The sequence below is a fragment of the Pseudalkalibacillus decolorationis genome, from assembly GCF_024609785.1.
GTDB classification, from domain to species: Bacteria; Bacillota; Bacilli; order Bacillales; family Fictibacillaceae; genus Pseudalkalibacillus; species Pseudalkalibacillus decolorationis.
The window spans coordinates 1-26755 of the sequence record NZ_JANHJQ010000021.1; the positions used below are offsets into that span (position 1 = coordinate 1).

The 26755-nt window shown below is 40.3% G+C and carries 24 protein-coding genes and 1 rRNA gene; 5 read left to right on the forward strand and 20 right to left on the reverse strand.

Translation table 11 applies throughout. The features are described 5' to 3' along the window. A 16S ribosomal RNA gene (locus NON16_RS17965) occupies positions 1 to 142 on the reverse strand; the annotation flags it as partial. Positions 143 to 630: 488 nt separating this feature from the next. Further along, the gene (locus NON16_RS17970) at positions 631 to 1500 is read right to left on the reverse strand and encodes a nucleotidyltransferase-like protein (RefSeq protein WP_257350877.1); all 870 of its coding nucleotides are present in this window, start codon (positions 1498 to 1500) and stop codon (positions 631 to 633) included. 152 nt (positions 1501 to 1652) lie between these two features. Between NON16_RS17970 and NON16_RS17975 the strand changes: the two genes are divergently transcribed. Next, on the forward strand, positions 1653 to 2015 hold the full coding sequence (locus tag NON16_RS17975; protein WP_257350808.1) for a YgzB family protein: 363 nt from the start codon (positions 1653 to 1655) through the stop codon (positions 2013 to 2015). Positions 2016 to 2226: 211 nt separating this feature from the next. Here NON16_RS17975 and perR read toward each other — a convergent pair whose 3' ends face one another. The 8 genes from perR to NON16_RS18015 all read right to left on the reverse strand — a co-directional run bounded on the left by perR (position 2227) and on the right by NON16_RS18015 (position 10297). Continuing rightward, on the reverse strand, positions 2227 to 2670 hold the full coding sequence (perR, locus tag NON16_RS17980; RefSeq protein ID WP_308216630.1) for a peroxide-responsive transcriptional repressor PerR: 444 nt from the start codon (positions 2668 to 2670) through the stop codon (positions 2227 to 2229). 155 nt (positions 2671 to 2825) lie between these two features. After that, entirely contained in the window at positions 2826 to 3776 is a 951-nt protein-coding gene (locus NON16_RS17985) for a D-2-hydroxyacid dehydrogenase (RefSeq protein ID WP_257350810.1), read from the reverse strand. A gap of 634 nt (positions 3777 to 4410) precedes the next feature. Next, positions 4411 to 5676 carry a glycosyl hydrolase family 18 protein gene (locus NON16_RS17990; RefSeq protein ID WP_257350811.1) on the reverse strand — a complete coding sequence of 422 codons (1266 nt, stop codon included), beginning with the start codon at positions 5674 to 5676 and terminating at the stop codon, positions 4411 to 4413. 420 nt (positions 5677 to 6096) lie between these two features. Further along, entirely contained in the window at positions 6097 to 6564 is a 468-nt protein-coding gene (gene bcp, locus NON16_RS17995) for a thioredoxin-dependent thiol peroxidase (RefSeq protein ID WP_257350812.1), read from the reverse strand. Between the two features lie 64 nt (positions 6565 to 6628). Beyond that, entirely contained in the window at positions 6629 to 7063 is a 435-nt protein-coding gene (locus tag NON16_RS18000; protein WP_257350813.1) for a potassium channel family protein, read from the reverse strand. Between the two features lie 641 nt (positions 7064 to 7704). Next, the gene (locus NON16_RS18005) at positions 7705 to 8490 is read right to left on the reverse strand and encodes an ABC transporter permease (protein WP_257350814.1); all 786 of its coding nucleotides are present in this window, start codon (positions 8488 to 8490) and stop codon (positions 7705 to 7707) included. A 6-nt stretch (positions 8491 to 8496) separates the two neighbouring features. Beyond that, positions 8497 to 9288, reverse strand: coding sequence for an ABC transporter permease (locus tag NON16_RS18010; RefSeq protein WP_257350815.1), 792 nt, complete (start codon positions 9286 to 9288; stop codon positions 8497 to 8499). After that, on the reverse strand, positions 9281 to 10297 hold the full coding sequence (locus NON16_RS18015; protein ID WP_257350816.1) for an ABC transporter ATP-binding protein: 1017 nt from the start codon (positions 10295 to 10297) through the stop codon (positions 9281 to 9283). Before NON16_RS18015 ends, NON16_RS18010 begins: the two co-directional genes overlap by 8 nt. A 258-nt stretch (positions 10298 to 10555) precedes the next feature. Here NON16_RS18015 and NON16_RS18020 point away from each other — a divergent pair, with 258 nt between their 5' ends. Together NON16_RS18020 and NON16_RS18025 are read left to right on the forward strand one after the other, a co-directional pair. Continuing rightward, complete coding sequence (locus NON16_RS18020; RefSeq protein ID WP_257350817.1) at positions 10556 to 11845, forward strand: glutamate-1-semialdehyde 2,1-aminomutase; 1290 nt, start codon at positions 10556 to 10558, stop codon at positions 11843 to 11845. A 195-nt stretch (positions 11846 to 12040) separates the two neighbouring features. After that, complete coding sequence (locus NON16_RS18025; RefSeq protein ID WP_257350818.1) at positions 12041 to 13129, forward strand: aromatic acid exporter family protein; 1089 nt, start codon at positions 12041 to 12043, stop codon at positions 13127 to 13129. Between the two features lie 703 nt (positions 13130 to 13832). On the opposite strand, the gene NON16_RS18030 is transcribed toward NON16_RS18025, so the two are convergent. The 9 genes from NON16_RS18030 to NON16_RS18070 form a co-directional block, all read right to left on the reverse strand. Beyond that, positions 13833 to 14744 (reverse strand): ABC transporter permease, encoded by a 912-nt coding sequence (locus NON16_RS18030; RefSeq protein ID WP_257350819.1) that lies wholly within the window; start codon positions 14742 to 14744, stop codon positions 13833 to 13835. A 14-nt stretch (positions 14745 to 14758) separates the two neighbouring features. Next, complete coding sequence (locus tag NON16_RS18035) at positions 14759 to 15763, reverse strand: ABC transporter permease (protein ID WP_257350820.1); 1005 nt, start codon at positions 15761 to 15763, stop codon at positions 14759 to 14761. Positions 15764 to 15944: 181 nt separating this feature from the next. Beyond that, positions 15945 to 17543: an ABC transporter substrate-binding protein gene (locus NON16_RS18040; protein ID WP_257350821.1), complete on the reverse strand. Its 1599-nt coding sequence runs from the start codon at positions 17541 to 17543 to the stop codon at positions 15945 to 15947. Positions 17544 to 17764: 221 nt separating this feature from the next. Beyond that, positions 17765 to 18751 (reverse strand): ABC transporter ATP-binding protein, encoded by a 987-nt coding sequence (locus NON16_RS18045; RefSeq protein ID WP_257350822.1) that lies wholly within the window; start codon positions 18749 to 18751, stop codon positions 17765 to 17767. 14 nt (positions 18752 to 18765) lie between these two features. Beyond that, positions 18766 to 19737 (reverse strand): ABC transporter ATP-binding protein, encoded by a 972-nt coding sequence (locus NON16_RS18050; RefSeq protein ID WP_257350823.1) that lies wholly within the window; start codon positions 19735 to 19737, stop codon positions 18766 to 18768. Positions 19738 to 20124: 387 nt separating this feature from the next. After that, entirely contained in the window at positions 20125 to 21900 is a 1776-nt protein-coding gene (locus tag NON16_RS18055; RefSeq protein ID WP_257350824.1) for an ABC transporter ATP-binding protein, read from the reverse strand. 16 nt (positions 21901 to 21916) lie between these two features. Further along, a complete protein-coding gene (ntdP, locus tag NON16_RS18060; protein WP_257350825.1) occupies positions 21917 to 22444 on the reverse strand; it encodes a nucleoside tri-diphosphate phosphatase in 528 nt (175 codons plus the stop codon). A 247-nt stretch (positions 22445 to 22691) separates the two neighbouring features. After that, entirely contained in the window at positions 22692 to 23357 is a 666-nt protein-coding gene (locus NON16_RS18065; RefSeq protein WP_257350826.1) for an SOS response-associated peptidase, read from the reverse strand. A 317-nt stretch (positions 23358 to 23674) separates the two neighbouring features. After that, positions 23675 to 23884 carry a gamma-type small acid-soluble spore protein gene (locus NON16_RS18070; protein WP_257350827.1) on the reverse strand — a complete coding sequence of 70 codons (210 nt, stop codon included), beginning with the start codon at positions 23882 to 23884 and terminating at the stop codon, positions 23675 to 23677. Between the two features lie 204 nt (positions 23885 to 24088). Between NON16_RS18070 and NON16_RS18075 the strand changes: the two genes are divergently transcribed. After that, entirely contained in the window at positions 24089 to 24313 is a 225-nt protein-coding gene (locus NON16_RS18075) for a hypothetical protein (RefSeq protein WP_257350878.1), read from the forward strand. 74 nt (positions 24314 to 24387) lie between these two features. Here NON16_RS18075 and mutY read toward each other — a convergent pair whose 3' ends face one another. Beyond that, positions 24388 to 25485 (reverse strand): A/G-specific adenine glycosylase, encoded by a 1098-nt coding sequence (mutY, locus tag NON16_RS18080; RefSeq protein ID WP_257350828.1) that lies wholly within the window; start codon positions 25483 to 25485, stop codon positions 24388 to 24390. A 250-nt stretch (positions 25486 to 25735) separates the two neighbouring features. On the opposite strand from mutY, the gene NON16_RS18085 reads away from it, so the two are divergent. Beyond that, entirely contained in the window at positions 25736 to 26719 is a 984-nt protein-coding gene (locus NON16_RS18085; RefSeq protein ID WP_257350829.1) for a metal-dependent hydrolase, read from the forward strand. The last annotated feature ends 36 nt before the right edge of the window (positions 26720 to 26755 follow it).

The window sequence follows — 26755 nt, forward strand, 5'->3', positions numbered from 1 at the left end:
TCTTACAGGCAGGTTGCCCACGTGTTACTCACCCGTCCGCCGCTAACCGCTGAGGAGCAAGCTCCTCGTTGGTTCGCTCGACTTGCATGTATTAGGCACGCCGCCAGCGTTCGTCCTGAGCCAGGATCAAACTCTCCAATAAAGTGTTTGTGACGCGCACGGATGCGCTAACTTCGGTGTTGTCACAGGACGTGACGAACTTAACCGAAGATCCTTAACTCGTTTAAATAAAAAATAATCAGGGTTCGTTAAAACCCGTTTCACGCTTGGCTTTTGTTCAGTTTTCAAAGAGCTTTAATGTCGATTTCGAATTCACAAAAAGTGAGGAATCTAATCGAAGTTTGTTTGTTGCTGTCTTGTTAACAGCGACTTTTATAGAATATCATCTGACGCCTAAACTGTCAACAACTTTTTTCGTGTTTGTGTCGGTGCATTTCGCAGCGACGAGATATAATATACCACGCATAAAAAATAGTGTCAACACGTTTAAAGCAATTTATTTACTCTATTTGCATATTAGGTACACAGCCATATAAAGACATCTTTGCCGAGGTTAGAGCGTAGAGATCTAGTTACTTGTATTGAAGCAAGTAGCACATAACAGCTTCAATACAAGTATCCGGAGGAAACCTATCTCACACACTTATACGTTCTATGATAGATCCCTTTTCCCTTTGTTTCATGACGGATGACTTGAATGTATTCTTTTTCTTTAAGATGTTCAATAAATGAACTTAGATCAATTTTATAATCGGATAGCTCCTTGTGTTCCATTAACTCGGAGAACGACCAGGGTTCTTCTTTTGCGTCCATAATCTCCTTAAGATGTCGTGAAGCAAGCTCAGTTTTGGATGACATAGAGAATTCATTAGCGATAATTAATAGTTCAATTCTCTTATGTATCGGTTCTTCACTTGATGATAGCTCTTCATAAAGCTTATAAATTTCTGGTTCAATTTGTTTGACTTGATTCCAGACAGTGACCTCCGGATAAAACCCATGCTCTATGACTGATAAACGAGCAAGATGATGGAGAGCGTGCATGATATTGTTATATGCGTCTAAATAGTGTCCTGCATAATAGAGTTCCTTTCCATCGGAAAACCTGCGAACAAGCTTAGCAAACTCAATCCCAATTTTCTTTTGTCGCTCTGCGATCGGAAAGTCATTGATTCGGGTTTTGAGTGAATCAACAAATTCGTTTCGATCGAAAAGGACCCTTCCATTAACGACCCAATCAACTACCCGTCGATGCGAACCAAGCATGAGCCATTCGTTCAACTGTTGGAGGTCAACAATATGTAACGCTGCTTTTTTTTCTTCAAATTCATAATGCTTAACCTGCCAGGAGGTTTCAGCTCGTTCCACAATAATAAACAAGATGACATCAAAGTGATCGGTGGATGGACTGTATTTTTTATTTTTTTCAACTAACAAAACCCCAAGCGTTTCATCATGACTTGCGCGTTCTTGGTATAGCGGTCGTAATATATCTTCCATTAGATTATCAGCTCCTGTAAATTGTCCGTACTTCCTATCCATAATTATTCCATATCCCATCCGCATTTCCTTTTCAAAACGAAAATGTTAATAGATTGTTCATGAATTCAATTTTCTTTTTTGCTATACTGTGTGCAGGAGGAATGTATATTATGGACATTAAATATACAAGTAAAATAAATAAAATCAGGACATTTGCCCTAAGTTTAGTTTTTATTGGAATCATCATTATGTATCTGGGGCTTTATTTTAAAGCAAGTTATATAGTCATGACAATCCTTATGTTGATTGGATTTCTTGCAACTCTTTCCAGTGCTGGCGTTTACATATGGATTGGAATGCTGTCAACGAAGGCGGTACAAGTAGAATGTCCGAATTGCCATAAGGTGACAAAGGTTCTTGGACGTGTAGATTCATGCATGTTCTGTAAACAACCATTAACTATGGATCCTGCACTTGAAGGCGTAGAGTTTGATGAAAAGTACAACAATAAAAGGAAAAGCAAAAAGGACTGACGTGGTGTCAGTCCTTTTTTACACGTTAAGAAAGTATAAAAATACTTTCTATAGTATAAAGCAAGGGCCTTTAGGTCATCCCTTTAGGGACTAAGGCGATCGCCAGCGCTAAGGCTTGGCGCTAACCAAGTTTTCTTTATATTAAAAAAGTTCTATAGTAGGAGCAGCAGGCGTATTCTTAAAGCTTGCCTACGCCATACCCCATTTAACTTTAATGAGCTTTAGCTTTCTGACAATCTGGGCAAGTACCGTATACTTCCATTCGATGATGGCCGATTCGGAAGCCCGTTACATGCTTTGCGACTTCTTCGACTTCATTAAGCCCTGGATAAGAAAAGTCAACCATTTTACCGCAATCCTCGCAAATAATGTGGTAGTGATCCGTTGTTACGCAATCAAATCGACTGGATGAATCACCATAGGTCAATTCTTTAACCAGTCCTACTTCGCGAAAAACACGGAGATTATTATATACTGTCGCTACACTCATGTTCGGAAACTTTGCTTCTAATGCTTTATAAATCTCATCAGCTGTTGGATGAGACAGCGTTTGAATTAAATACTCTAGAATCGCATGACGTTGTGGGGTAATGCGAACTCCCGCACCCTTCAACGTATCAACCGCTGTCTGCAAGCGATTTTCTTCTTGTAGCATCGTCATGCACCTCTCTTCCAAAAAACATTCTTACTTTATAATACTTATAATTAGTGTACACGGAATCAGTAAATGTTGTCAATCCTAAGCCTATTTATAGCATGTTCCAAAACCCATCAAAATATTGTAGCGAAGAAATAAACGTTGTGTGCCTTTTAATAACCCCTGTCTAGATCAATTACATTAATATAGTTTCCTTTGTTTGTTCGATACACGTGTAAGTTCTTTTCAAATTGTTCAAACGCACGGTGCTGGTACTGAGGTGTGATCCCAGAAATATGCGGCGTTATAGTAACGTTTTTTATATCCCATAGAGGACTTGTTTCAAGTAGAGGTTCTTCTTCCGTTACATCAAGTACGGCATGGGCAATTTGATTGTCCTGAAGCGCCTCGATTAATCCTGCTTCATCGACCGTCGTCCCTCTTCCAATATTGATAAAAACAGCGTGATCCTGCATCGTTTCAAAATGCTTTTTCTTTAAAAAGGACTCTGTTGAATCTGTTTTTGGAAGAACAGAAACGAGAAAATCGACCTTTGGTAAAAGCGAGTCAAGGTCTTTGGGTGTTACGATTTCATCAAAATACTCGACATGCTTTCCGCTGCTGTTCATGCCTACCGTTTTCATATTAAATGCTTTAGCGAGTCTTGCAACTTCTGAACCAATTGCACCAGCCCCAAGAACTCCAAGCGTTTTACCATGCAACTCATCCATCTTAATTCTCTGATTCCACACCCTATTCGCTTGACTTTCTAACATCAGCGGTATATTGCGGACAACCTGAAGCATCATTGCGATTGTGTACTCAGCCATTGGAATTTTGTGAATTTCTCTTGCATTTGTAACAAGAATTTCTTGCTTCTTGATCGCTTGAAAAGGCATTTTGTCTAGACCCGCTGAAATAACGTGGATCCATTTTAAATGATTGGCCGCCTCAATCAATTCCGGGGTAAGATCCTCACCATATGTAATAAGTATTTCTGCTTTTGCTAAATCTCCCTTCGCTTCCTCCATGTTCTTACAAAAATGAAACTGAAGTTCCGGGTACTTCCCTTTAAGATGATCCTGTATCGAATACCTTATTTTTGCTGAAGAAAGAATGTACATATAACTCCTCCTTGACCTATTTTTATATTCGTGTAAGAAAAGCGCAAGCGCCCTGTTCAGGTGCGATAAAGAAAACTAGGCCAGCGCCAAGCATTGTGAAGGCGGTTGCCTTAGTTGCACTTATGCTTGGGAGTGCAAGCGCTGGAAATTCTGCAACATAACACGCTTTTTGTGTTTGTGGAAGAATTGAAGCGACCTCGGGTACCTGGGTGCTGGAGCTAGACATTACATCTATGCAACTAAAATTTATACTTTCGTAACGTGTAAAAAAAGGAGACTCGTTTGTTCAGAGTCCCCTATCAATTTAGAAGAGATTCAGTTACTCCTTTTATATGCGGCAGTTGCTGGCTCCGTATAGACGAACGACCCTAGTAGGAGATGTTTATTTTAATTGTGCAGGGTTCAGCCATTCCAACTTTTTTGCGCCAATCCTTTTGTCGCGTATTTAAGTATTACTCAGCTTCGGTCGATTGTTTATGTAAAATTGTTGTTCCTTCAGTTCAATCGAATGATGTTGACGCTAATGTTTTTATTGATCTTTCAAAAGTAATCCCCTTTCTCTCGCAAAATTCTGACGACTTCATTTTATCACAAACTATAAAAAGAGGGAAAAAGGGGATTATGCCTCTTATCATCACTTATTCACCTGGATATTCTTTGCAACGTATGCCCAATTCTGTGGAAACTTGAAACGTAACCGCCAGTAAGTCGTTCCCAACAGGTTATACACTTCCATTAATTTGTATTTTGCAGTAACGCTTCGGATATCTTCGAACCAAACGACATGTTCGCTACCACCCTCTGAATAACGGTACCCTGGCGCTTGGGCCTGCCAGTCAAAATGAATTGGGATCCATTTTGAAATTGCTTGATTTTGTGCATTATTGACTGCAATCATCCTTGCATCTTCACTAGGTTCATCGGGCATCGTCCAGTCATAACCGTACAGATTGATCGCCATCATAATTTTTCGGCGGTTGACCTGACCAGTGGCATATTTCAACACCTGTTCGACCCACCAAACAGGAGAAACAGGGTTTGGCGGTCCGATTGCATATCCATAATCAATCGTCATGACCGACATGATATCAACAACTTTCCCAATCGCACTGTAATTAAGGAAACCGGTCAACCGATTCGTTGGAGCATCACTAGTTTTTGCATGGGCATTTATTTGCAAGATACGTTTACCAAGCTCCAACTTTAGTTCACGTAAAAATGCCGTAAAATCATTACGCCTTGTCGGAGGAACGAATTCAAAGTCGATACTCACGCCTGCATAGCCTTTGTTATCAACTGCGGCAATTATATTTTTGATAAGTGTACGCCGTACGGAGGGATTTAAGATTTGATCAGCCAATTCAGCACTGAACGTCCCTTTTTCATAATTGCTGACAACCATCAGCGGTTGAATATTGTTCTTTTTACTAGCTTGTATAATCGCTTCATCATTCGCTTCAATTAACGTACCTTCTCGATTAAAAGAATAAGTGAAAATGGCAAGATAGGTAATATTACCGGAAAGTTCCCTTAACAGATCAATATAGGGGGAAGGTTCAATCGCATCGATAAAAACAAGGGTCTGCATAATGTATTTTTGCCATGTAGGAATACGAATGCGTTGCCCAATCCTTAGTGCATTCGGATCAACCCCTGGATTTGCAGTAATGATTGCCTGAACGGAGGTACGGAATTGTTGCGAGAGCCTCCAGAAAGTATCTCCCGCCTTAACCTGATAAAATCTCTCTGGAGGCATTTGATCGGGAATATATAAATTCAAGCCCGGTACAAGAGCGTTAGAAACTAATCCGTTTACGTGCATAAGGGATGAGACGGGAACACTGTAAACTCTTGATAACCTCCACAATGTATCCCCCGATGAAACTGTATGAATCGCCATAATACTCCCCCATCAGCATAAGTCCTTAATATTTATACTTATTTTTCAAATACAGGAGAAATGAACGATTTTCGGAATAAAAATGTAAGAAAAGCGCAAGCGCCCTGCTTAGCCACGAAGGTCACTGGAAGACCGACGAGGAGGCTGTTGCCGCCGCAGGAGGCCTGAAGTGATCCAAGTGGTTGGGCGCTGAAGCTGGACATTACATCCATGCCGCAAACTTTTATACTTTCTTTACTCATAAAGAAAACTTGGCTAGCACCAAGCTTTAGCGCAGGTGATCGCCGTAGTTGCGCTTATACTATAGAAAGTATTTTTATACTTTCTTAACGTGTAAACAAAAAGGCTAGCTATAAAGTTCCTATGATGAACCTTCAGCCAGCCCCTTCATTGGGAATAAATTTAACTAATTAACTTCTTTTAAAGGTTTTCCTTAATGTATTCAAGCGCCTCAGTAACATGATCCTTCACACGAACTTTGCGCCATTCTTTCACTAGCTCCCCTTCTTTATTAATGATGAAGGTTGAGCGTACAATTCCCATATATTCTTTTCCAAAGTTTTTCTTTAATTGCCATACGTCATATTGTTCCGCAACCTTATTATCCACGTCCGCAAGCAATAAGAAAGGTAAGTCGTGTTTTTCAATAAACTTATTATGGCGGTCAACCGGATCTGGGCTCACCCCAAGTATCACTGTATCTAAGTTACCAAATTTCTCGTGGTTGTCTCGGAAATCACATGCTTCCGTTGTACAGCCAGGTGTCATGTCTTTTGGGTAAAAATACAACACTACATTCTTCCCTTTAAAGTCAGATAGACTTACATTTTCACCATTGTTTGCCGGCACCGTAAAATCCGGAGCCATTTCGCCTGTTTTTACAGCCATTTAATACCCTCCTATGTAATAGTTTGTCTACTATAAGGGTACCCAATCTATATAAAGGTTACAACTATTCTGACTTCCTACCCTTATCGGTAAAACTAGATAACACAAAGGCAGCAGGTAATAGGTAGCCGATTAGTGCCTCTATAATTGAAAGCCACCTCCCGATCCCAACAGGTGTTATGTCCCCATAACCAACTGAGAGCAGTGTTACCGCACTAAAATAAGAGACTGCTTCAATGAGTTCGATATAGGTTCCATTGACAGGAAATCCACCCTCTGAAAGCACAGGGATTCCTTGTACGAGTAAACATAAGTAGATTGTACCGAATCCTAATATAATGATCGAATAAACAATAAATAAAGACGTCAAATCTTCAAGTGAAATAAACCCCCTCGGAGGCTTTCGACGCACATTATTATGCACAAAAAATGAACGGAGACTCCTCTGTACGATGAAAAATACCGAGATCATGATAAACAGTAAAAAAAGAAGGTCCATCTTATCCACCTCATCTAAGCCTATGCAAAAATGGGCAAAGATAGGACAAGATCGACCTTACTTTTACAGATGGAAATTTCATTATAGAGGTTGTTCAAAAAGTATCCAAGGGGCTCCTGTACCTGCGTCTACAAGTGTAATCTGGGATGTAAGCTTCCTCGGTACAACTCGTAGCGGTCTTGCAAGTACCGCTCGTTGATAAACGGCGAATTTCTGCGTTCCTTGAAAAAGAAGTTCACTTTTCCTTCGTGCGAGGTACCGCTTCCGGAGAATACTCTTGTACTCGGTTTTTCCGGACTTGCACAGGGACCTCAACACAAAAATAAAATTATTTTCGTGTCTGCGATGATTATTCAGCGTAGCTATCCTTATGCTGACTTCGACGTTTTCACAGGACGTGAAGTACTTAGTCGAAGTTCTATATGTACCTGCGTCTACTAGTTCACCTTTGGAGTAAGCTTCCTCGGTACAACTCGTAGCCTTTTATGCAGGTACTGCTCGTCGCTCCGGTCCTCGAAACTGTCGTGCCTTGGGCTCACACGATGTGAGTCAGTTCAATGTTGTCACAGGATGTGACGTATTTAGTTGAACTTCATTAACAAGATTCGTCTATTTTTTGAACAGACACATATAAACAAACTCTAGTTTCCAGCACCACGGTACTTGGTCACACCGATATTCCAGAGGATGATCGAAAAGATAAAGAACGCGATCCCCATGACCGGAGTCAGAAATGCATATAGATACCAATCGGTTTTACCAAGGAAAAAGGCAGCTGGACACACGCCGACAAATGCGAACGGCAGAATCCATGTAAGGACAAATCGAATAATTTGATTGTATATATTAACCGGATAACGCCCGAAGTTTCCGATATTATACATCATTGGCATGATCGCAGTCCGACTGTCCGACCAAAAGCTTATCGTTGCAATGCTTATGAAGATCCCTGCATAGACAAGCGATCCACCAAGCACAAATAATAGGAACAATACTGGGTCATACCACTCAATGGTCAGCCCTAAATTTTGACCCGCATAAACCATTACAACGAGTCCAGTTATGACCCCAAACATTGACTCAAGCTCTAACCGTTCAAGAATGACTTGAAATAAGCTATGAATCGGACGTGTTAAGATTCGGTCCAGTTCACCTTTGACAATATACCGTTCGTTGAAGTCCCAAATGTTAAAAAAGGTCGAGAAGACGGCAAATGGGATGAGGAAAAATCCATAAATAAAGATGATCTCATCCTTTGTCCACCCACTTAATAACTTCGTATGTCCGAAAACGACTAGGATAAAGACAAGGTTAACCGCTTGAAAAAGCAAATCTGAGAATATTTCCACGATCATATCCGTTCGGTAGGTTAATCGCGTTTTCATATACTGCCCGACATATTGCATGAAGATTGAAACATAGGACATAGTCGATTACCCTCCCTGAATGACCATTTGTTTTTTCGCAAGCACCCATAGTATTTGAATCGGTATGAATAGGATGGCAACCCAGAGGAACTGCATCATAATCGCGTTCCAAACCTCTGAACCAGCAAAACCACCTGTGAAGATCATACTCGGTACATACGAGATATACTGAAATGGGAAATAGCCCATGATTGACTGAGCCCATAGTGGATAAAAGCTAATTGGTAAAAGCAATCCTGAAAAGAGATCAATAACCACTCGCTTTGCCCGAATTAAACCATCATTATTGAATAGGAAAAATGTTAGAATACCTGTCATCAAATTAATTTGTGTATTAATCATAAAACTAAACACGATCGATATCGCAAAGAATCCCCAGGTGGCTGGGTCCGCTGAAATTTTTAAAGGAAAAATAAGACTGACGATCACCATTCCAGGCACTGAGAAAAAGAGTAGACGGAAGATCCCTTCCCCTAGTGCTTGCATCGTTTTCATGCTCAAATAGTGGTACGGTCTTATCAATTCCACCGCAACTTTTCCCTCTTTAATTTCTAACGCGATTTCTCGATCGATATTGTTGAAATAAAAGGCACGTGCCATCCAAGCGACTGCAATATACGTCGTCATTTGAATGACTGATAGCCCTTCAATATCCTCTTTGCCCCCGTAGATCGCACTCCATAGAAAGTAATAAGCGGCGATATTAATGCTGTAAATGATGATCCCGCTGTAGTAATTCGTTCGGTACGCAAGCATCATTAGAAAGCGAATCCGGATCATTTCAATATACTTACCCATGGATAACGCCTTCCTCGTAAATATTACGGATGATCTCTTCCGTTGACGTTTCCAGAAGCTTAAGATCAAGAATTTTATGATCAGCTACAACATCTTTAATTAAAACAGATATAACCTCTTCATCATTCGTTACATTTGCCGTCCAACTGTTGGCATTTTCGCTTGGCTCCCAAACGACAAGCTCACTACCGGTGGTTTCCAGTAATTCTTCTCTCGTCTTTGGTGAAGTGAAATGAAATTGAATCTGCTTCCCTTCGCCCCAGCTCGTTTTCAATTGGCTAAGGGCTCCATCATAGATGATTTTCCCTTCATCAAGCATGATAACTCGCTCACAAAGCGCTTCGATGTCAGTTAGATCATGTGTCGTTAGTACAACGGTTGTTTGGTAGCGATCGTTTAATTCTTTGAGGAACTCGCGGATTTTCAGTTTTACGAGAACATCGAGTCCGATTGTAGGTTCATCAAGGAACAGCAAGGGTGGATTATGGATGAGCGCTGCTGCTAATTCACAACGCATTCGCTGACCAAGTGATAGCTTTCTAACAGGTTTATCGAGTAATGGAGCAATGTCCAGTGCTTCAATAACCAATCCCATGTGACTTTTATAGTCTTCATCAGAAACATTGTAAACTTTTTTCAGCAGTCGGAAAGATTCCTGTACCGCGATATCCCACCATAATTGAGACCGTTGCCCAAATACAACACCGATTGTTTTCACGAACCGCTCCCGCTCTTTATGTGGATTCATCCCATTGATCCTCACGTTACCTGCAGTCGGAGTTAGAATTCCAGTTAACATTTTGATCGTCGTCGATTTACCAGCTCCGTTTTCTCCGATATAACCGACCATTTCACCTGGCTTGATTTTAAGTGAAATCGAATCCACAGCCTGATGAACCGTATAATTCCGGGTGAGTAAGTCCCTGAAAGCCCCTTTCAGCCCGGAACGACTTGAATGAGACTTGAATTCCTTCGTTAAATTATCAACATCTATCATTAAATTACTCATAATTTTCTTCCCTCCAGTTACACCATTAATAGTTTATAGACCAATCAAAAAAAACACAACATAACCGCTTCAAACATTTCTAATACTCTGCGTAACTTTTTATAATTTGCTACAATAGGAAAGCAATCATTTTGAGGTCTGTTACCGAAATGAAAGTTGATATATCAAGGTTTATAGTTGGATTTGGCATCGCTTATTAATCCAGTTATATCGTAGCATGAATTCGGTACATGACCCCTTCATTAATAGGAGGTTACTATGAAACGGAATCAATCCAATGAGTTATATGAAGAGGCACTAGAACATATAGTAGGTGGGGTGAACAGTCCTTCACGTTCTTATAAGGCTGTTGACGGAGGTGCACCGACCTTCATGGAACGTGCTCAGGGTGCCTATTTCTGGGATGTTGATGGCAATCGGTACATAGATTACTTGGCAGCCTATGGTCCGATCATCACTGGACACGCCCACCCTCATATTACAAAAGCAATCACTCACGCAGCAGAAAACGGGGTCCTATATGGAACATCTACAAGACTTGAAAACAAGTTCGCAAAAATGCTCAAAGATGCTATGCCAGCTATGGAAAAAGTCCGTTTTGTCAATTCTGGAACAGAAGCAGTCATGACAACAATCCGTGTAGCTAGAGCCTACACTGGCCGGGATAAAATCATTAAATTTGCAGGCTGCTACCATGGCCACTCGGATCTCGTTTTAGTTGCAGCGGGATCAGGACCGTCAACCCTTGGTACGCCAGACTCTGCTGGAGTCCCGAAAAGCATTGCACAGGAAGTAATCACCGTTCCTTTCAATGATATCGACGCTTTTAAAGAAGCCATGGATCGTTGGGGAGATGAGATTGCAGGTGTTTTAGTGGAACCAATCGTCGGTAATTTCGGAATCGTAGAGCCTGGACCTGGTTTCCTCGAGGCGGTTAATGAGATTTCCCACAACGCCGGTTCACTAGTCATTTATGATGAAGTGATCACTGCATTTCGTTTTATGTATGGAGGCGCGCAAAACCTATTAGGTGTTGAACCAGATATGACCGCTTTAGGAAAAATTATCGGCGGCGGCTTACCGATCGGAGCATACGGGGGTAAAAAGGAAATCATGGAAAAGGTTGCACCACTTGGTCCCGCCTATCAAGCTGGCACGATGGCAGGAAACCCTGCATCGATTTCTGCTGGTATTGCCTGCCTTGAAGTCCTTCAACAAGATGGTGTTTATGAGCAGCTTGATGCACTAGGAGAAACGCTCGAGACTGAAATTGCAAAGCTTGCCGAACAATACACTGTACCACTTTCTATTAACCGACTAAAAGGCGCATTAACCATCTATTTCGGGACGGATATAAGAGTTGTGAACTATGATCAAGCGGAACAAAGTGACGGTAAAATGTTCGCACGCTTCTTCAATCTCATGTTGGCTCAGGGCATTAACCTAGCACCATCTAAATACGAAGCATGGTTCCTAACCACCGCACATACCCAATCTGATATAAAAGAAACACTAGCTGCAGTCGAACACGCATTTAAAAAACTTTAAAACAGGTAGTGGAAGTTTTTATGCACAGCTATAACGAAACAGAATCCAATTAAGTTTCGAATTTTTAGTAATTTATCTTGTTGTTTAAGGTTTTGTAACCCATCTTGCTTTATTGTGCAAATCGGTGTATAGTCCCTTTTATCATAAATGTTTATCATATGAACATTTTTAAAGGAAAGGAATTAATTATCCGCTATGAAATTAGGTGCACGAATATTTAAAACCGGTATAGCAATCGCGTTGTCACTATACATCAGTATGTGGCTGAATCTAGATTCCCCTTCTTTTGCTGCGATTGCTGCAGTGTTTGCTATTCAACCTACGATTTACCGTTCTTATCAAACGATTATTGACCAGGTTCAGGCCAACATCATCGGTGCTGTGTTTGCTATTATTGCAGTTATTACTCTCGGAAACGAGCCAATTATAGTAGGTCTTGTTGCACTTATCGTAATCGCAATTAACATCAAGCTGAAAATAGAAAAAACAATTCCACTCGCAATCGTTACGGTTATCATTCTAATGGTTAACCCGGGTGATCATTACATCTCTTTTGCAATTGAAAGATTCTCTGTCATTATGATTGGTGTATTGTGCTCGTTCCTTGTAAACCTTGCCTTTTTACCACCGAAATATGAGACACGGCTCTATCATAAAAATGTGAAAAATACCGAGCAAATTGCACAGTGGATTCGATTAGCCACTCGAAACGATGCTGAACGAAAGATTTTAAAAGAAGATCTCGCAAAGATTAACGAAAACATGATTAAGGCCGACAACTACTATTTGATGTTTAAAGAAGAACGGAACTACATGAAACGTTCCGAATATACGAAAAACAGAAAGCTCGTATTATTCCGTCACATGATCTCAACGACCAACAAAGCTGCTGCAATATTAAAAAGTCTTGACCAGCATGACCATAAAATCTATCAAATGCCTGAAATGATACAGAAGCGAATTCAGGATCAATTAGATCAACTTACAAATTATCATCAACGTATATTACTGAAATATATCGGAAAGGTTCGATACCAATCACCTGAGGAGATCTTGAACCAACTGGATCAGGATGAACAAGAACTTACGGAATACTTCATGGAGCTTTATGACAGTAAATTGGTAGATCGGGAGCAATGGATGAATGTGTTCCCACTAATCGGTCTGATCATTGATTATAACCATCTGCTTATTCATCTTGATAAACTGATTGAAAGCTTTCACACCTATCATACAGTTGAAAATGAAGTGAAAATTACTGACACTTATTCCACAGATGATTAAGAAAAGCGCAAGCGCCCTGTTCAGGTGCAACAAGCGCTGGAAATTCTGCAACATAACACGCTTTTTGTGTTTGTGGAAGAATTGAAGCGACCTCGAGTACCTGGGTGCTGGAGCTAGACATTACATCTATGCAACTAAAATTTATACTTTCTTATCTTTATAAGTAAAGCGCAAGCACCCTTAATCTATACAACAAAGTTTTATACTTTCTCACCTATAACCATCTAAGAAAGAACGGATCGGCCATCATGTGGAGATCCGTTCGTTTTCTTGTACACTAGGAGTTTAAAATTTTTCAATCAAGGGGCACAGTGAAATCGGGATCATTTTACTATTCGTGGCCGATATAATTCAATCCGCGACCGATATATTGGATTTCGTGGCCGAATTAATATTGGGGCGGAGGGAAAAGGTTATTAAATCCCCCAATAAGGCATCTCAACTCAATCGTTATTTGACTTTCCTACCTAAATGGGTTGCAACGGATGAACTTTACATCGTTAAGTGGACGTTCCTTCGATTTATTCCTCGTAATCGTCCAATACATCCTCAAAATGCCTACTACAAATCTCAAAAAGACAACACCTAGATCCAATTCAACTTATAAATTCTGATACTAATAAGAAAAGGTAAAAAAGAGATGTCCCGGCCTTTAACGGCTCTGAGACATCCCTTTCACTTTTTGATAACTACCAATGTTTCCTCAACTCTTCATCTTTGGATCCAATGCATCACGAAGGCCGTCCCCCATCAGATTAAAACCAAGAACGGTCAGCATAATTGCGAGTCCTGGAAAAATCATTGTATATGGTGCGTCTGTAATAAATTGTCTTGAATCTGCAAGCATCGTACCCCACTCAGGAGTAGGTGCTTTTGCACCTAGTCCAAGGAACCCAAGTGCGGCTGTTTCAATAATCGCAGTTGCAATCGCAAGAGTACCTTGAACGATAATCGGTGCGAAGCTGTTAGGTAGGATATGTTGGAATAGAATCCTGCTATCCTTCATCCCCACTGCCTTTGCTGCCATTATATACTCTTCTTCCTTAATACTTAACACCTTAGATCGAACGAGCCGTCCAAAGTTCGGAATATTAATAATCGCAATCGCTATTAATGCATTTTTAAGAGATGGACCGAGAACAGCAACAATTGCAATCGCGAGCAAGATACTTGGGAAGGCAAGCATTATATCAAATATTCTCGAAATAATCGTATCAACCCAACGCCCGTAATAACCAGCAACAATCCCAAGGATGGAACCAACAATTACTGACCCCATAACCGCAAAGAATCCAACAGTTAATGAGATACGTGCTCCGTAAATAACCCGACTTAAAATATCTCTACCAAAATCATCTGTCCCGAACCAATATTCACTTGAAGGAGATTCGAGTTTTGCATAATTTTCAGTTGAAATCTTTTGATCGTCGATTCCCTCTGGTGCTATGACTGGTGCAAAAACGGCTAGTATGATAAAAAAGGTAACGATACCAAGGCCAATCAATGCTAACTTGTTTTTTCGGAAATTCCTCCAAGCATCTCTCCATGGAGAAGCTGGCTTTTCATCTTGTTGATTAGGTTGAATAGGATTATCATTTCGTGCTAGTTCCGCCATTATCTTCACTTCCCCTATTGGTATTTAATTCTTGGATCGATAGCTGCGTATAAGAGGTCGACCAATAAGTTAATCATTACGAATACAAATGCGACAACGAGGATACCGGATTGAATGACAGGATAGTCACGAAAACCGATTGCATCATAAATATATCGCCCTATTCCTGGCCAACTGAAGATCGTTTCAGTCAGGATTGCCCCCCCTAATAAAAGGCCCATTTGTAAACCAATTACCGTGAGGACGGGAACAAACGCATTCTTTAATGAGTGTTTATAAACAACCCAGAACATACGTAAACCCTTTGCTCTTGCTGTTCGGATATAATCAGAGCGCATAACCTCAAGCATGCTGGAACGGGTCATACGAGCGATAATCGCCATCGGAATCGTTGCTAGAGCAACTCCTGGTAATATTAAATGTTTAAGGACTACTGCAAGTTGATCAAAGCGTCCCTGGATAATCGTATCAATTATGAACAAATGCGTAATTGGATCTACTGGATTCAAAATACTTTCACGGCCGGACGTTGGAAAGATTTCAAATTCAACTGCAAATGCCCACTGTTCCATTAATCCTAACCAGAAGATTGGCATTGAGACACCGATAAGTGCAAGCAGCATTGCAATATAGTCAAACCATGAATTTTGAAACCATGCGCTGATGATTCCAGCATTCACCCCAACGACAATCGCAATAATCATTGCAAAAAGGGACAATTCTAAAGTAGCCGCAAAGTAAGGCCAAATTTCTTCATTGATCGGTGAATTTGTTCGAATCGACTCACCTAGGTCACCTGTAAAGAGGTCTCCTATGTAAAGAAAGTATTGAGTGTACCATGCTTCATCTAGTCCAAGGCTATCCCGCAATGCAGCCACTGCTTCTTGTGTTGCCTGCTGACCCAAAATAACCTGGGCTGGATCACCAGGAATCGCACGGATTAGCAAAAAAACAATAAGCGTCATCCCGAACAGAACTGGAATTAACATAAGTATTCTTCGGATCGTGTATGCAAACATTCTTTATCACCTCTTGAGACTGGCTTATACCAGAAATATCTAGCTGCTTATGTAAATAAGCCAAGCTGCACAACCTGATCTGAATCACCGTTATGAACAATTTATTTCTAGGGTTGTACATTATAATTACACTGTTGAAAAAAGATAGAAAAGGGGAGCGATTCACCCCCCACATTACCATTTACTCAAAATAAACGTTTGTTAACTTATCAGAGCCTGTAGGGTGTGGTTTAAACCCTTTAAGATCAGCGCGTCCTGCAAGTGCTGGTTCTGAGTGTACAAGCGGAACCCAAGGAGCGTCTTCATGGATAATAACTTGTGCTTTCTTATAAAGCTCGGCGCGTTTTTCTTTATCAGGAGTTGATTGTGCCTCGATTAAAATTTTATGAAGCTCGTCATTTGCATATCTAGAGTAGTTGTTTGAACCAATGTTGTCTTTATCAAGTAACGTATATAAGAAGTTATCAGCATCACCATTGTCACCCGTCCAGCCTAATAGGAACATTGGAGACTCACCTGCTTGTGTTTTTTCAAGATAAGTTGCCCATTCGTACGTTACGATTTCAACATCGACACCAATCTTTTCAAAGTTAGATGCGATCGCTTCCGCAATTTTCTTTCCATCTGGCATGTATGGACGCGGTACTGGCATTGCCCATAGTTCTGTTTTGAATCCATCAGGATATCCAGCTTCTGCTAACATTTTCTTTGCCTTTTCAAGATCAAATTCATAAGGCTCAATTTCATCATTGTATCCATCAATTACCGGAGGCAGTGGGTTCTTCGCTGGTTCTGCTTGCCCAGAATAGAACGCCTTGATAAGAGCCTCTTTGTCAACAGCATGGTTTAATGCTTGACGAACTTTTTTATTATTGAACGGTTCCATCTCAGTGTTGAATCCAAGGTAGCCAACATTCATTGATGGACGGAAGAATGTTTGCAATTCTTCAACCTTTTCGATTTCTGCAACATCACTTGGGTTTACACCATCCATAAGGTGAATTTCACCCGTTTTTAAAGCGTTCAAACGGTTAGAGTTATCGGGAATCGAACGGAAAATGACTTTATCAAGCTTCGGAAGTCCATCTCTCCAATAATCCTCATTCTTTACAATAGTAATTCTGTCCTTACGTTTCCATTCTTCAAATACGAATGGTCCAGTACCTACAGGTTCTGTTGCTAGGTTTTCAAACTCACTAGGTGCCGCGATTGAGAATGGCGTCATAGCAAGGTTCTTAAGGAATGGTGCTTGAGGACGATTAAGAGTAAATACGACAGTGTAATCATCTTTTGCTTCAACACTTTTGATTACATGTCCTTCGTCACCTTTAAATCCACCGAACATAGAGGCATAGTAAGCAAATTTTCCTGCGTCACCACTCGTCATCCAGCGTTCGAAGTTTTTCACAACAGCATCTGCATTGAAATCATCACCATTGTGGAATTTAATACCTTCTTCTAGTTTAAACGTATACGTTAAACCGTCATCAGAAACGGTCCATTCTTTCGCAAGTCCCGGATTAATGCTTGTATCCTGTTCACCATATTCTACTAACGTGTCATAGATATTTTTAATAACTTTAAATGATTCACCATCGGTTACAATAGCAGGGTCAAGAGCAACAGAGTCTCCACCACGACCAAAAATCAATACTTGTTCCTTGTCGCCTTCTCCTTCTCCTCCACCGCCTTCTCCACCACTTGAACTAGAGTTACACCCAGCAAGTGCCACGGATAAAAGCATAATAACGGCTAAAGCCCACAGAAATCCTTTTTTCATTTGTACTCCCCCTTGTAATAGTTTAAAGCGCTTTCAAAAACATCCTTTATCAATGAACATCCTTTTTTAATACAAGTTCAAAATGTCGACGAATCAGAAACAAGAAGTTCAAGACACGACAGTTTTGAGGACCGGAGCGTATTTGATAATACGTGAGGACCGTAAAAACCGAGTAACGTAGAAATTCGCCGTTTATCATTTGGTGACATTTTGAACATCCTCTATATAGACTTGTTATCCTCATATAGATGACAAGCTACATAATGATCTTGTTCAACCTCTTGAAACTTAGGTACGACTTGCTTACATACATCCATAGCTTCTGGACATCTTGTATGGAACGGACACCCTTTAGGCGGGTTGGACGGACTCGGAACATCTCCTTGAAGTACAATACGTTCCTTCTTGTGTTCAACATCTGGAACAGGTACAGCTGATAACAATGCCTGTGTATATGGGTGTAGCGGTTTTTCATAAAGCTTTTCACTGCCTGCGAGCTCGACCAATTTACCTAAATACATCACACCTACACGATCACTGATATGACGAACAACACCAAGGTCATGAGCGATAAATAAGAACGTTAAATCGAACTCTTTTTGCAAGTCCTGCAGCAAGTTCAACACTTGTGCCTGCACAGATACATCCAGAGCTGACACTGGTTCATCAGCAACAATTAATTTTGGTTTAACCGCAAGTGCTCTGGCGATACCGATACGTTGACGCTGGCCGCCACTGAACTGATGCGGATACCGCTTTGCGTGATAACTGCTTAAGCCGACTTTTTCAAGCAGTTCCCTTACCTTTTGCTTACGTTTTTTCGAGTTTTTCTCAATGCCGTGTACAATCATCGGTTCTTCAAGAATCTTTTCAACCGTATGTCTTGGATTTAAGGAAGCGTAAGGATCTTGGAAAACCATCTGTATGTCTCGTCGCATTTTACGCATTTCAGATCCAGATATGCTGGTAATCTTTTTGCCGTTAAAGGTTACCTCACCCTCTGTTGGTTCAATCAACCTAAGCAACATGCGGCCTGTTGTTGATTTACCGCAGCCACTCTCACCAACTAAACCGAGAGTTTCACCTTCACGAATGAAAAAGGTTACACCATCAACCGCTTTAACTTGTCCAACTTCTTTGCCCAGAACACCGCCCGTTATCGGGAAATGTTTTTTTAGTTCTTTTACTTCTAGTAATGGTTGTGACATCTCTTGACCCCCTTCTAGCTGTGATGGAGCCAGCATCGAACCCGACTTCCATTATCCGTTTTCTCCAATGTTGGTGTCTCAGCAAAACAACGGTCAAAAGCATGTTCACATCGTGGTGCAAATTGACAGCCTTGTTTGATCGAGCCTGGCTTCGGTACTGTTCCGGGTATCGAATATAATCTTTGTTTCTTTGATCTCATATCAGGTACAGATTGTATTAAACCAACCGTATAAGGATGTTTCGGATCTTTAAAAATCGTTTCGACGTTTGCCTCTTCGACGACCTTTCCCGCATACATGACAATGATTCGTTCACACATTTCTGAGACAACTCCAAGATCATGCGTAATCATAATGATTGACGTTTGTGTTTCAGTGTTAAGCCTCTTCATCAAGTCTAATATTTGAGCTTGAATAGTGACGTCAAGTGCAGTAGTTGGCTCATCAGCAATTAATACTTCAGGATTACATACCATCGCCATTGCGATCATAACCCTTTGACGCATCCCTCCGGATAACTGATGGGGGTAGCTGTCCATCAACTCTTCTGCGCGTGGAAGTCCGACCTGCGTCATAATATCTACTGCTCGTTCCCACGCTTGTTTCTTACTCCATGGATTATGTAATCGAATTGCTTCGATCAGCTGATTACCGATCTTATAAACTGGATTTAAGGATGTCATAGGTTCTTGGAAAATCATCGCGATGTCGTTTCCACGAATCTGACGCATTCTCTTATCATTGGCCTTCGTTAAATCCTCTCCCTTGTAAAGGATTTCTCCTCCTACAATTTTCCCCGGTGGAGAAGGAACGAGTCCCATTACCGAGAGAGAAGTAACGCTTTTCCCACATCCCGATTCTCCAACGATTCCGAGAACTTCACCACGTTTGACGTGAAAATCAATATCATCGACAGCAGGGACTTCGCCATCGTCTGTCAAAAAGTAGGTCTTTAAACCCTTAACGTCCAAAACTGGAGCATCCATTCGCCCCACCTCTCTTTCTGTCAATTGATCTTGATGTTAAAAACTTTACAATCTTGTTACGGCCCTGAACGTTTGTTCATATTATCCCATCGATGCACTTGTTTGACAACACAAAAAATTTAGAAAGTTGCAAATATAATACTTATGTACTATTCCACAAAACTACATTTATCTCCTTCTTTTTACCTATATTTATTTACTCCAGAAATTAAAATTCTCTCTTTTTACGATTGGATAATTCACTTTAAAGTGGATAAGAGTCCACTTTTTATTCTTTTTTAGAGTAACGAAAACAAAAAGACTGGCCCGCAAAGTATTGATCACTTTTGGCCAGTCCTTTCATACTAGTTCATAGAATTATGTGATAAGGAAAGTTGAAAATTCCTATTAACCTTCTAAAATTTGAACCGTAAACAAATTGTAATAACTCCCCTTTTGTTTCATAAGTTGCTCATGGGTTCCTATTTCCGCAATCCTTCCGTTTTCTATAACGACAATTCGATCAGCATGTGTGATTGTTGCCAAGCGATGGGCAACGATGAATGTAGTCCGATCTCTGGCTAACGTTTCAAGCGATTCTTGGATAAGGTGTTCACTCTCTAAATCCAAAGCTGAAGTAGCTTCATCAAGTATGAGAACCGGTGGGTTTTTCAGAAAGACTCTGGCAATTGCAAGTCGTTGCTTTTGACCACCCGAAAGTTTTACTCCCCGTTCTCCAATTTTTGTATTATATCCTTGAGATAATCCTTTAATAAAATCATGAGCATTGGCTGCTTTAGCTGCTTTGATCACTTCTTCATCTGTTGCATCTGGATTTCCCATTTTAATGTTCATTTTGACCGATTCACTGAAAAGAATATTATCTTGAAGCACCATACCTATCTGATCTCTTAGAGTACGCACTTTGAAATTTCGAATGTCCTCGCCATCAAGGAGAATCTTACCCGCTGTAACATCATAAAATCTCGAAATTAAACTGATAAGTGTTGATTTTCCTCCACCACTCATTCCAACTAATGCAATCGTTTCTCCTTCATGTACATCTAGGTTAATATTATTTAAGACATCACGTTCCTCATCATTATAGCGAAACGAGACGTTATCAAATGTAATCATTCCGTCAACATGCTCAAGCTTTTTTGCTCCCTTTTTATCTTCAATATCATACGTTTCATCCATAAACTCGAAAACGCGGTCCATTGAAGCAATCGCTTGAGTTAAAGTTGTTGAAGAGTTGACTAAGCGGCGTAGAGGACCATACAAACGGTCCATGTATGCCGCAAACGCAGCCATCGCACCAATTGTTATTTGCCCATTGATTGCAAAATAACCGGCCACACCAATAACAAGCAGTGGAGCAATATCTGTGATCGTGTTTACAACAGCAAAAGTTCTCGCATTCCAAGATGTATGGTCTAAAGCCTTATCCAAAAATTTCGTATTCCGTACATTGAATTGATCTTGTTCATAATCTTCAAGTGCAAAGCTTCGGATCACTGTTACACCTTGCACTCTCTCGTAGAGATGCCCCTGTACTTCCGCAAGTGCTTGAGAGCGATCTTTCGTTAACTGCCGCAACCGACTATAGAAATATTTTATCGACAATCCATAAAAAGGAAGTAACGAAATCGCAACAAGTGTTAACCAGACATTCATCGTCATCATAATGACAATTGCAATTACAATTGTGAACATATCAAGCCAAATATTCATAAGGCCAGTAATAACAAAAGATTTCGTTTGTTCAACATCATGAATAACTCGAGAAATAACCTCGCCGACTTTCGTATTCGAGTAAAATTTTAAGCTTAACCGCTGAATATGACTGAAGAGCTTATCACGGATATCATATAAAATCTTACTCCCTGTCCATTGTGCATAGTATTGGCGATAATATTCAATTGGTGGTCTTAGTATTACAAATACAAAAAAGGCGCCCCCAAGTACCCAAGACATGCGGCTCACCTTTTCGTCCATACTAATATCCGCGTTTACGACATCGTCGATTATATATTTTAAGATCAAAGGAATTAATAAAGGAATACCAAACTTAAAAATCCCAATAAAAATGGTAATGATGATTTGTTTCCGATATGGGCCAACGAATTTCAAGTATCTTTTAATGCTATCCGTTGTCCTCACCTCCTGAGGCTTCTCCTTCATCTGGGTTCTCCCATTGTTACCGATATTCTAAAAACCGTTCATACCAATTTTCTACAAAAAAAGGTTCAAAAGGACCTTTCCGTTGATTAATTAATGAATACAATTGATCAAGGTTTCGGCGCATGATGTCATTAATCTCTCTCGGATAATCCATTTCTCTACGATGTAGGACAAATTCATCTTCATCAAGCAACGTATAGGTCATATCAGGGAAAATTTTCACATCTAAGTCATAATCGATATACTTCAAGGCCTCTTCATCATAAGTAAAAGGAGTTCCAAGGTTACAGTAATAATGGATTCCATTTTCACGAAGCATTGCAATGACATTAAACCATTGATCAGAACTAAAATAGCAAATGGCTGGTTCTCTCGTGCGCCATTCTCTTCCATCTGACTCAGTAACGATGATACGGTCATTTCCGCCAATTACAACAGAGGAAGTTCCTTTCAGGATAATGGTTTCTTCCCAAACCCGGTGCAGCTGTCCGTTATGTTTATAACTATGAATTTGTATTGAACTTCCTGTGGTCGGAAAAGACATAATAATCTCCTTTCTTTTTTTCACGTTAAGAAAGTATAAAAATACTTTCTATAGTATAAGCGCAACTACGGCGATCACCTGCGCTAAGGAATGGTGCTAGCCAAGTTTTCTTTAGCCTGTATATTTATCGTATCAATGTATTAATAATTTACTGCTTTCATCCCTGTCTAATCCAACAGCGAAATGAAATGCAAACTCCTTTTATTATATCCCTTCTTCATATAAATGAAAATGAATGTGCACGAGATTACACTTCTTCGATACAATCAGCAATATCGTTTAATGGTGAATTAACGAGCGTTGAAACGTTGTGTGCGGTCATTTCTGAAGTGTTATATGGATGTAGTAAATCATCTAATCCCTCTGCAGAACCACCCCATTCAAGCCATGTAGAATAGTCCTCTTTTGGAAGTATGACCGGCATCCGATTATGTATGTCTTCCATCAGTTCATTTGGTTTTGTAGTTAAAATCGTACACGTATGAAGGCTTTTTCCATTTTCATCCGACCACTTTTCCCACAATCCTGCAAAAGCAAACAGGTTCTTATTCTTCATCTGGATATACTTCGGTTGTTTCTGCTTCCCCTCCTTTTTCCATTCATAAAAGCCATCTGCAGGTATGAGACACCTTCTCCTTTTAAACGCATTTCGAAAACTAGGCTTTTCCATAACTGTTTCAGCACGGGAATTAATCATTTTGTTACCAATTGAAGGATCTTTCGCCCAAGTCGGAACCAATCCCCATTTTAAAAAACCAGCACGACGTTTCCCATGATTCGATACGATTGCTAAAAGGTCTTGCGACGGCGCAATATTAAACCTCGGTTGTAGATTATTATCTGCCCATTCATCAATTTCAAACCAATCCATAAGAAGGTCAATTTCTGCTGTCAGTGTAAATCGACCACACATTGAGTAATCACCACCCTTTCTACTTACTTCATTGTTTTCGTCACACTTAAATTGTTTCCTTCAACAGAATATTGAAACATACAAGAAATACTGTACGTGCAGAAAAGCGGAAGCGCCTTGACCAGGTGCGACAAGCGCTGGAGATTCTGTAACATAACATGCTTTTTGTGTTTGTGGAAGAATCGAAGCGACCTCGAGTACCTAGGCGCTGAAGCTAGAGACAACGCATCTCTGCAGCAAAATTTTATCTTTTTTTTGCGTGCAAAGGAAAACACCCCTGACAGTGGATGCCAAGGGTGCTTTAGGAAGTGTGGTTATTACTTTTTGCGTTGTTGGGACTGCTGGTTTTGCTGACGTACTTCTTGAGCGTTTGTTTGTTCGCTACCAAATTCAGCAGCGAATTGACCAGCTTGTTGTTGTTGACCAGCTTGTTGTTGACCAGCTTGAGCGTTCTTTTGTTTTACCTGTTGAACGTTTGTCCCAGCTTGAGTTTTTTGTTGTTGGCCTGGTTGTTGTTGTTTAGCCATGTGTCTCACCTCCACACAAATAATTTAACCAACAGATACATGTACTATCCGCATTTTTGAAATGTACCATTTTCCAGTCATAAACCAAGTGAAAAAGGTAAGATTAAAATCAGTGTGGGCGGGTACAGTAGTTATAATGAAAGGTTCAAAAAAAGTGCAAGTTAATGGCGTTTTTTGACCACCTTATGAGGAGGTATGACAGATATGTATGTAGGGAGAGATATGACGGAGCTTTCGATGATGTCCAAAACCGAATGGTCGGATAAGGAATTAGCATTTTTTCATCACTCACTACAACAAATGACACCTTATTTAAATAGTGAGGGAGTATCCATTCATCGTGAAATCATTGAAGAAATTGAACATCGTGGTGGATTACATCGGGAAGAAGCAGATTGGAACCATGGCACAAGGCCTAAATACGATTAATTACTTATGAGGGGTTGACCGATTAGATCTGGTAGTGCCAGATCTAATCGGTCAACCCTTTTTCACATGTTAAGTTATTCCCATTTCCAGAGGGCGGCAACCTTTTGATGGGATACTGGGAATGGATACTTTTCCATTTCCTTTTTACTAACTACTTTCGGTCCATTTATAGTTCCATTTTCCTTAAACGATCCAGAATAAACAGCTAGCTTCCATGTTAAATGTGAAAAAACGTGCTGAAAGTTTATCAAATGCTCGTCCAACTCGACTGTGATCGGATAGCGTTTTTCTAACTCATTTTTTAATTGTTCAGCCTGATCCCCCTTATCGCTCTCTGTTTCGTGGTATGGAAATTGCCAAAGGTTTGCTAGGAGTCCTTTTTCAGGTCTTTTTTCTATAATGGTATGACCATTTTCATTTGTAAGTAAGGCGACCGCTATCGGGACTGTTTTTTTCTTAATCTTCTTCTTTTTAACAGGCAGCTCATCCTGAATCCCTTCATCAAAGGCTTTACAATGCTCTTGAACTGGACAAAGCAAACAAGACGGAGATTTTGGAGTACAAACCATCGCTCCGAGTTCCATTAGCCCTTGATTAAAATGAGAAGGATTCTCCTGAGAAATCAGTAACCTAACTGCTTCTTCAAACTTTTTTCGTGTTTGTGGTTTGGCTATATCGTCTTCAATTAGTAAAATCCTTGATAATACTCGCATAACATTGCCATCTACTGCTGGTTCTGGCAATCCAAAAGCAATACTTGAAATTGCTCCTGCCGTATACGGGCCTACACCTTTTAACGAAAGAATTTCCACTGGGTCATCTGGAATAACACCGTTGTAGGACTCCTTTACCTCACGTACTGCTGCTTGAAGATTTCGAGCCCTCGAATAATAGCCAAGACCTTCCCATGCCTTCAATACCTTCTCTTCTTCTGCCTCAGCAAGAGCAACCGGAGACGGAAACAACTCCATAAATCGTTCATAATATGGAATTACTGTATCAACCCTTGTTTGCTGGAGCATAATTTCCGAAACCCAAATCTTATACGGATCCCGTACTTTTCTCCATGGAAGATTCCTATGGTTAGCGCTGTACCAGGATAATAAATCTGATTGAAATCCTTCTATATTTATTGAAAGTTTAAGTTTCTGACAAACTTTTTTATTCAACATTAAACCCCCGTCGTGATAAAATAATGTATAGCAATAAATAAAACCGCACAAATTTGATTGATTTAGTTAAGAAGACCAAACCATACAACGTAACCACTATACTATAAACTAAATGCACTTTTAAGACATAAATTAAATCGCTACCCATCGAACTACAGTTTATTGGATACAATATAAATACGTATACCTTTTGAGCATATTCTAAACCGAATCCGAATTTGAACCGCTAACCAAGGAGGCTCTACAATTAATGGATACCGGTACACATATAGTTATGGGTATTGCACTGGGCGGACTCGCCACCATTGATCCTGTACTTGCACAGGATTCAGTTACAACTCAAGCTGTTTTAGTCGGGACGATCATAGGGTCAAACGCCCCAGACTTTGATACGATACTTAAATTAAGAAACAATGCTGTATATATTCGTAACCACCGCGGCATCACTCATTCAATACCAGCTGTAATTTTATGGCCATTTTTGATTGCTGGCGTTCTCGGAATGATTTTTCCTGGGGCAGACTTACTACATGTGTGGTTATGGACGTTTTTATCTGTCTTTTTACACGTATTTGTTGACATATTTAATGCGTATGGAACACAAGCACTTCATCCTTTTAAGAGGAAATGGGTTGCACTCGGGATGATTAATATATTCGATCCGTTTATTTTCTTTGCTCATATTTTCGGGTTTGTACTATGGTTCATAGGCTACGACCCCGGGTACACATTCCTGTCAATATACGGTATATTGATTGGTTATTATATATGGCGATACTTTTCAAAACAACATACGATACACATGATAAAAAAGGAAATTCCAAATGCTGAAAATGTGATTGTTTGTCCCACAATGCGCTGGAGTCAAAAGCATGTGGCAGTCATGAGCGAAAAGGAGTTTCATGTCGTGGAAGTGAAGGGCGATGAATTGACAGTACATGACGTTTATGATCGTATTCCTGTTCCTGACGATCCAATTATTAACGCAGCTAAAAAGGATTCCAACCTTGCAGCATTCCTATCCTTTTCGCCAGTTTATCGGTGGGAAGTTGAGGAGTTTGAAGACGGATATGAAGTTCGATTCATCGATTTAAGATACCGCTCAAAGGGACACTATCCATTCGTTGCAGTTGTCCGGCTAGATAAGGGATTAAGGAACCTAAGCTCCTTTACCGGTTGGGTTTATAGTGAAAAAACACTTAAACGGAAGCTTGAGCTTGTGACATCGAATTAACTAATGAAAAAATGAAACCTATGTCAATAATTCACA

Bases quoted from the DNA above. Each gene is read 5' to 3' on its own strand.
- NON16_RS18040 (WP_257350821.1), bottom strand. From the start codon at position 17,543: ATGAAAAAAGGATTTCTGTGGGCTTTAGCCGTTATTATGCTTTTATCC.
- NON16_RS18045 (WP_257350822.1), bottom strand. From the start codon at position 18,751: ATGTCACAACCATTACTAGAAGTAAAAGAACTAAAAAAACATTTCCCG.
- mutY (WP_257350828.1), bottom strand. From the start codon at position 25,485: ATGTTGAATAAAAAAGTTTGTCAGAAACTTAAACTTTCAATAAATATA.
- NON16_RS17985 (WP_257350810.1), bottom strand. From the start codon at position 3,776: ATGTACATTCTTTCTTCAGCAAAAATAAGGTATTCGATACAGGATCAT.
- NON16_RS18050 (WP_257350823.1), bottom strand. From the start codon at position 19,737: ATGGATGCTCCAGTTTTGGACGTTAAGGGTTTAAAGACCTACTTTTTG.
- NON16_RS18085 (WP_257350829.1), top strand. From the start codon at position 25,736: ATGGATACCGGTACACATATAGTTATGGGTATTGCACTGGGCGGACTC.
- perR (WP_308216630.1), bottom strand. From the start codon at position 2,670: ATGCTACAAGAAGAAAATCGCTTGCAGACAGCGGTTGATACGTTGAAG.
- NON16_RS17970 (WP_257350877.1), bottom strand. From the start codon at position 1,500: ATGGAAGATATATTACGACCGCTATACCAAGAACGCGCAAGTCATGAT.
- NON16_RS18005 (WP_257350814.1), bottom strand. From the start codon at position 8,490: ATGTCCTATGTTTCAATCTTCATGCAATATGTCGGGCAGTATATGAAA.
- NON16_RS18055 (WP_257350824.1), bottom strand. From the start codon at position 21,900: ATGAAGGAGAAGCCTCAGGAGGTGAGGACAACGGATAGCATTAAAAGA.
- NON16_RS18000 (WP_257350813.1), bottom strand. From the start codon at position 7,063: ATGGACCTTCTTTTTTTACTGTTTATCATGATCTCGGTATTTTTCATC.
- NON16_RS18020 (WP_257350817.1), top strand. From the start codon at position 10,556: ATGAAACGGAATCAATCCAATGAGTTATATGAAGAGGCACTAGAACAT.
- NON16_RS18075 (WP_257350878.1), top strand. From the start codon at position 24,089: ATGTATGTAGGGAGAGATATGACGGAGCTTTCGATGATGTCCAAAACC.
- NON16_RS18015 (WP_257350816.1), bottom strand. From the start codon at position 10,297: ATGAGTAATTTAATGATAGATGTTGATAATTTAACGAAGGAATTCAAG.
- NON16_RS18010 (WP_257350815.1), bottom strand. From the start codon at position 9,288: ATGGGTAAGTATATTGAAATGATCCGGATTCGCTTTCTAATGATGCTT.
- NON16_RS17975 (WP_257350808.1), top strand. From the start codon at position 1,653: ATGGACATTAAATATACAAGTAAAATAAATAAAATCAGGACATTTGCC.
- bcp (WP_257350812.1), bottom strand. From the start codon at position 6,564: ATGGCTGTAAAAACAGGCGAAATGGCTCCGGATTTTACGGTGCCGGCA.
- NON16_RS17990 (WP_257350811.1), bottom strand. From the start codon at position 5,676: ATGGCGATTCATACAGTTTCATCGGGGGATACATTGTGGAGGTTATCA.
- NON16_RS18030 (WP_257350819.1), bottom strand. From the start codon at position 14,744: ATGGCGGAACTAGCACGAAATGATAATCCTATTCAACCTAATCAACAA.
- NON16_RS18065 (WP_257350826.1), bottom strand. From the start codon at position 23,357: ATGTGTGGTCGATTTACACTGACAGCAGAAATTGACCTTCTTATGGAT.
- NON16_RS18070 (WP_257350827.1), bottom strand. From the start codon at position 23,884: ATGGCTAAACAACAACAACCAGGCCAACAACAAAAAACTCAAGCTGGG.
- NON16_RS18025 (WP_257350818.1), top strand. From the start codon at position 12,041: ATGAAATTAGGTGCACGAATATTTAAAACCGGTATAGCAATCGCGTTG.
- ntdP (WP_257350825.1), bottom strand. From the start codon at position 22,444: ATGTCTTTTCCGACCACAGGAAGTTCAATACAAATTCATAGTTATAAA.
- NON16_RS18035 (WP_257350820.1), bottom strand. From the start codon at position 15,763: ATGTTTGCATACACGATCCGAAGAATACTTATGTTAATTCCAGTTCTG.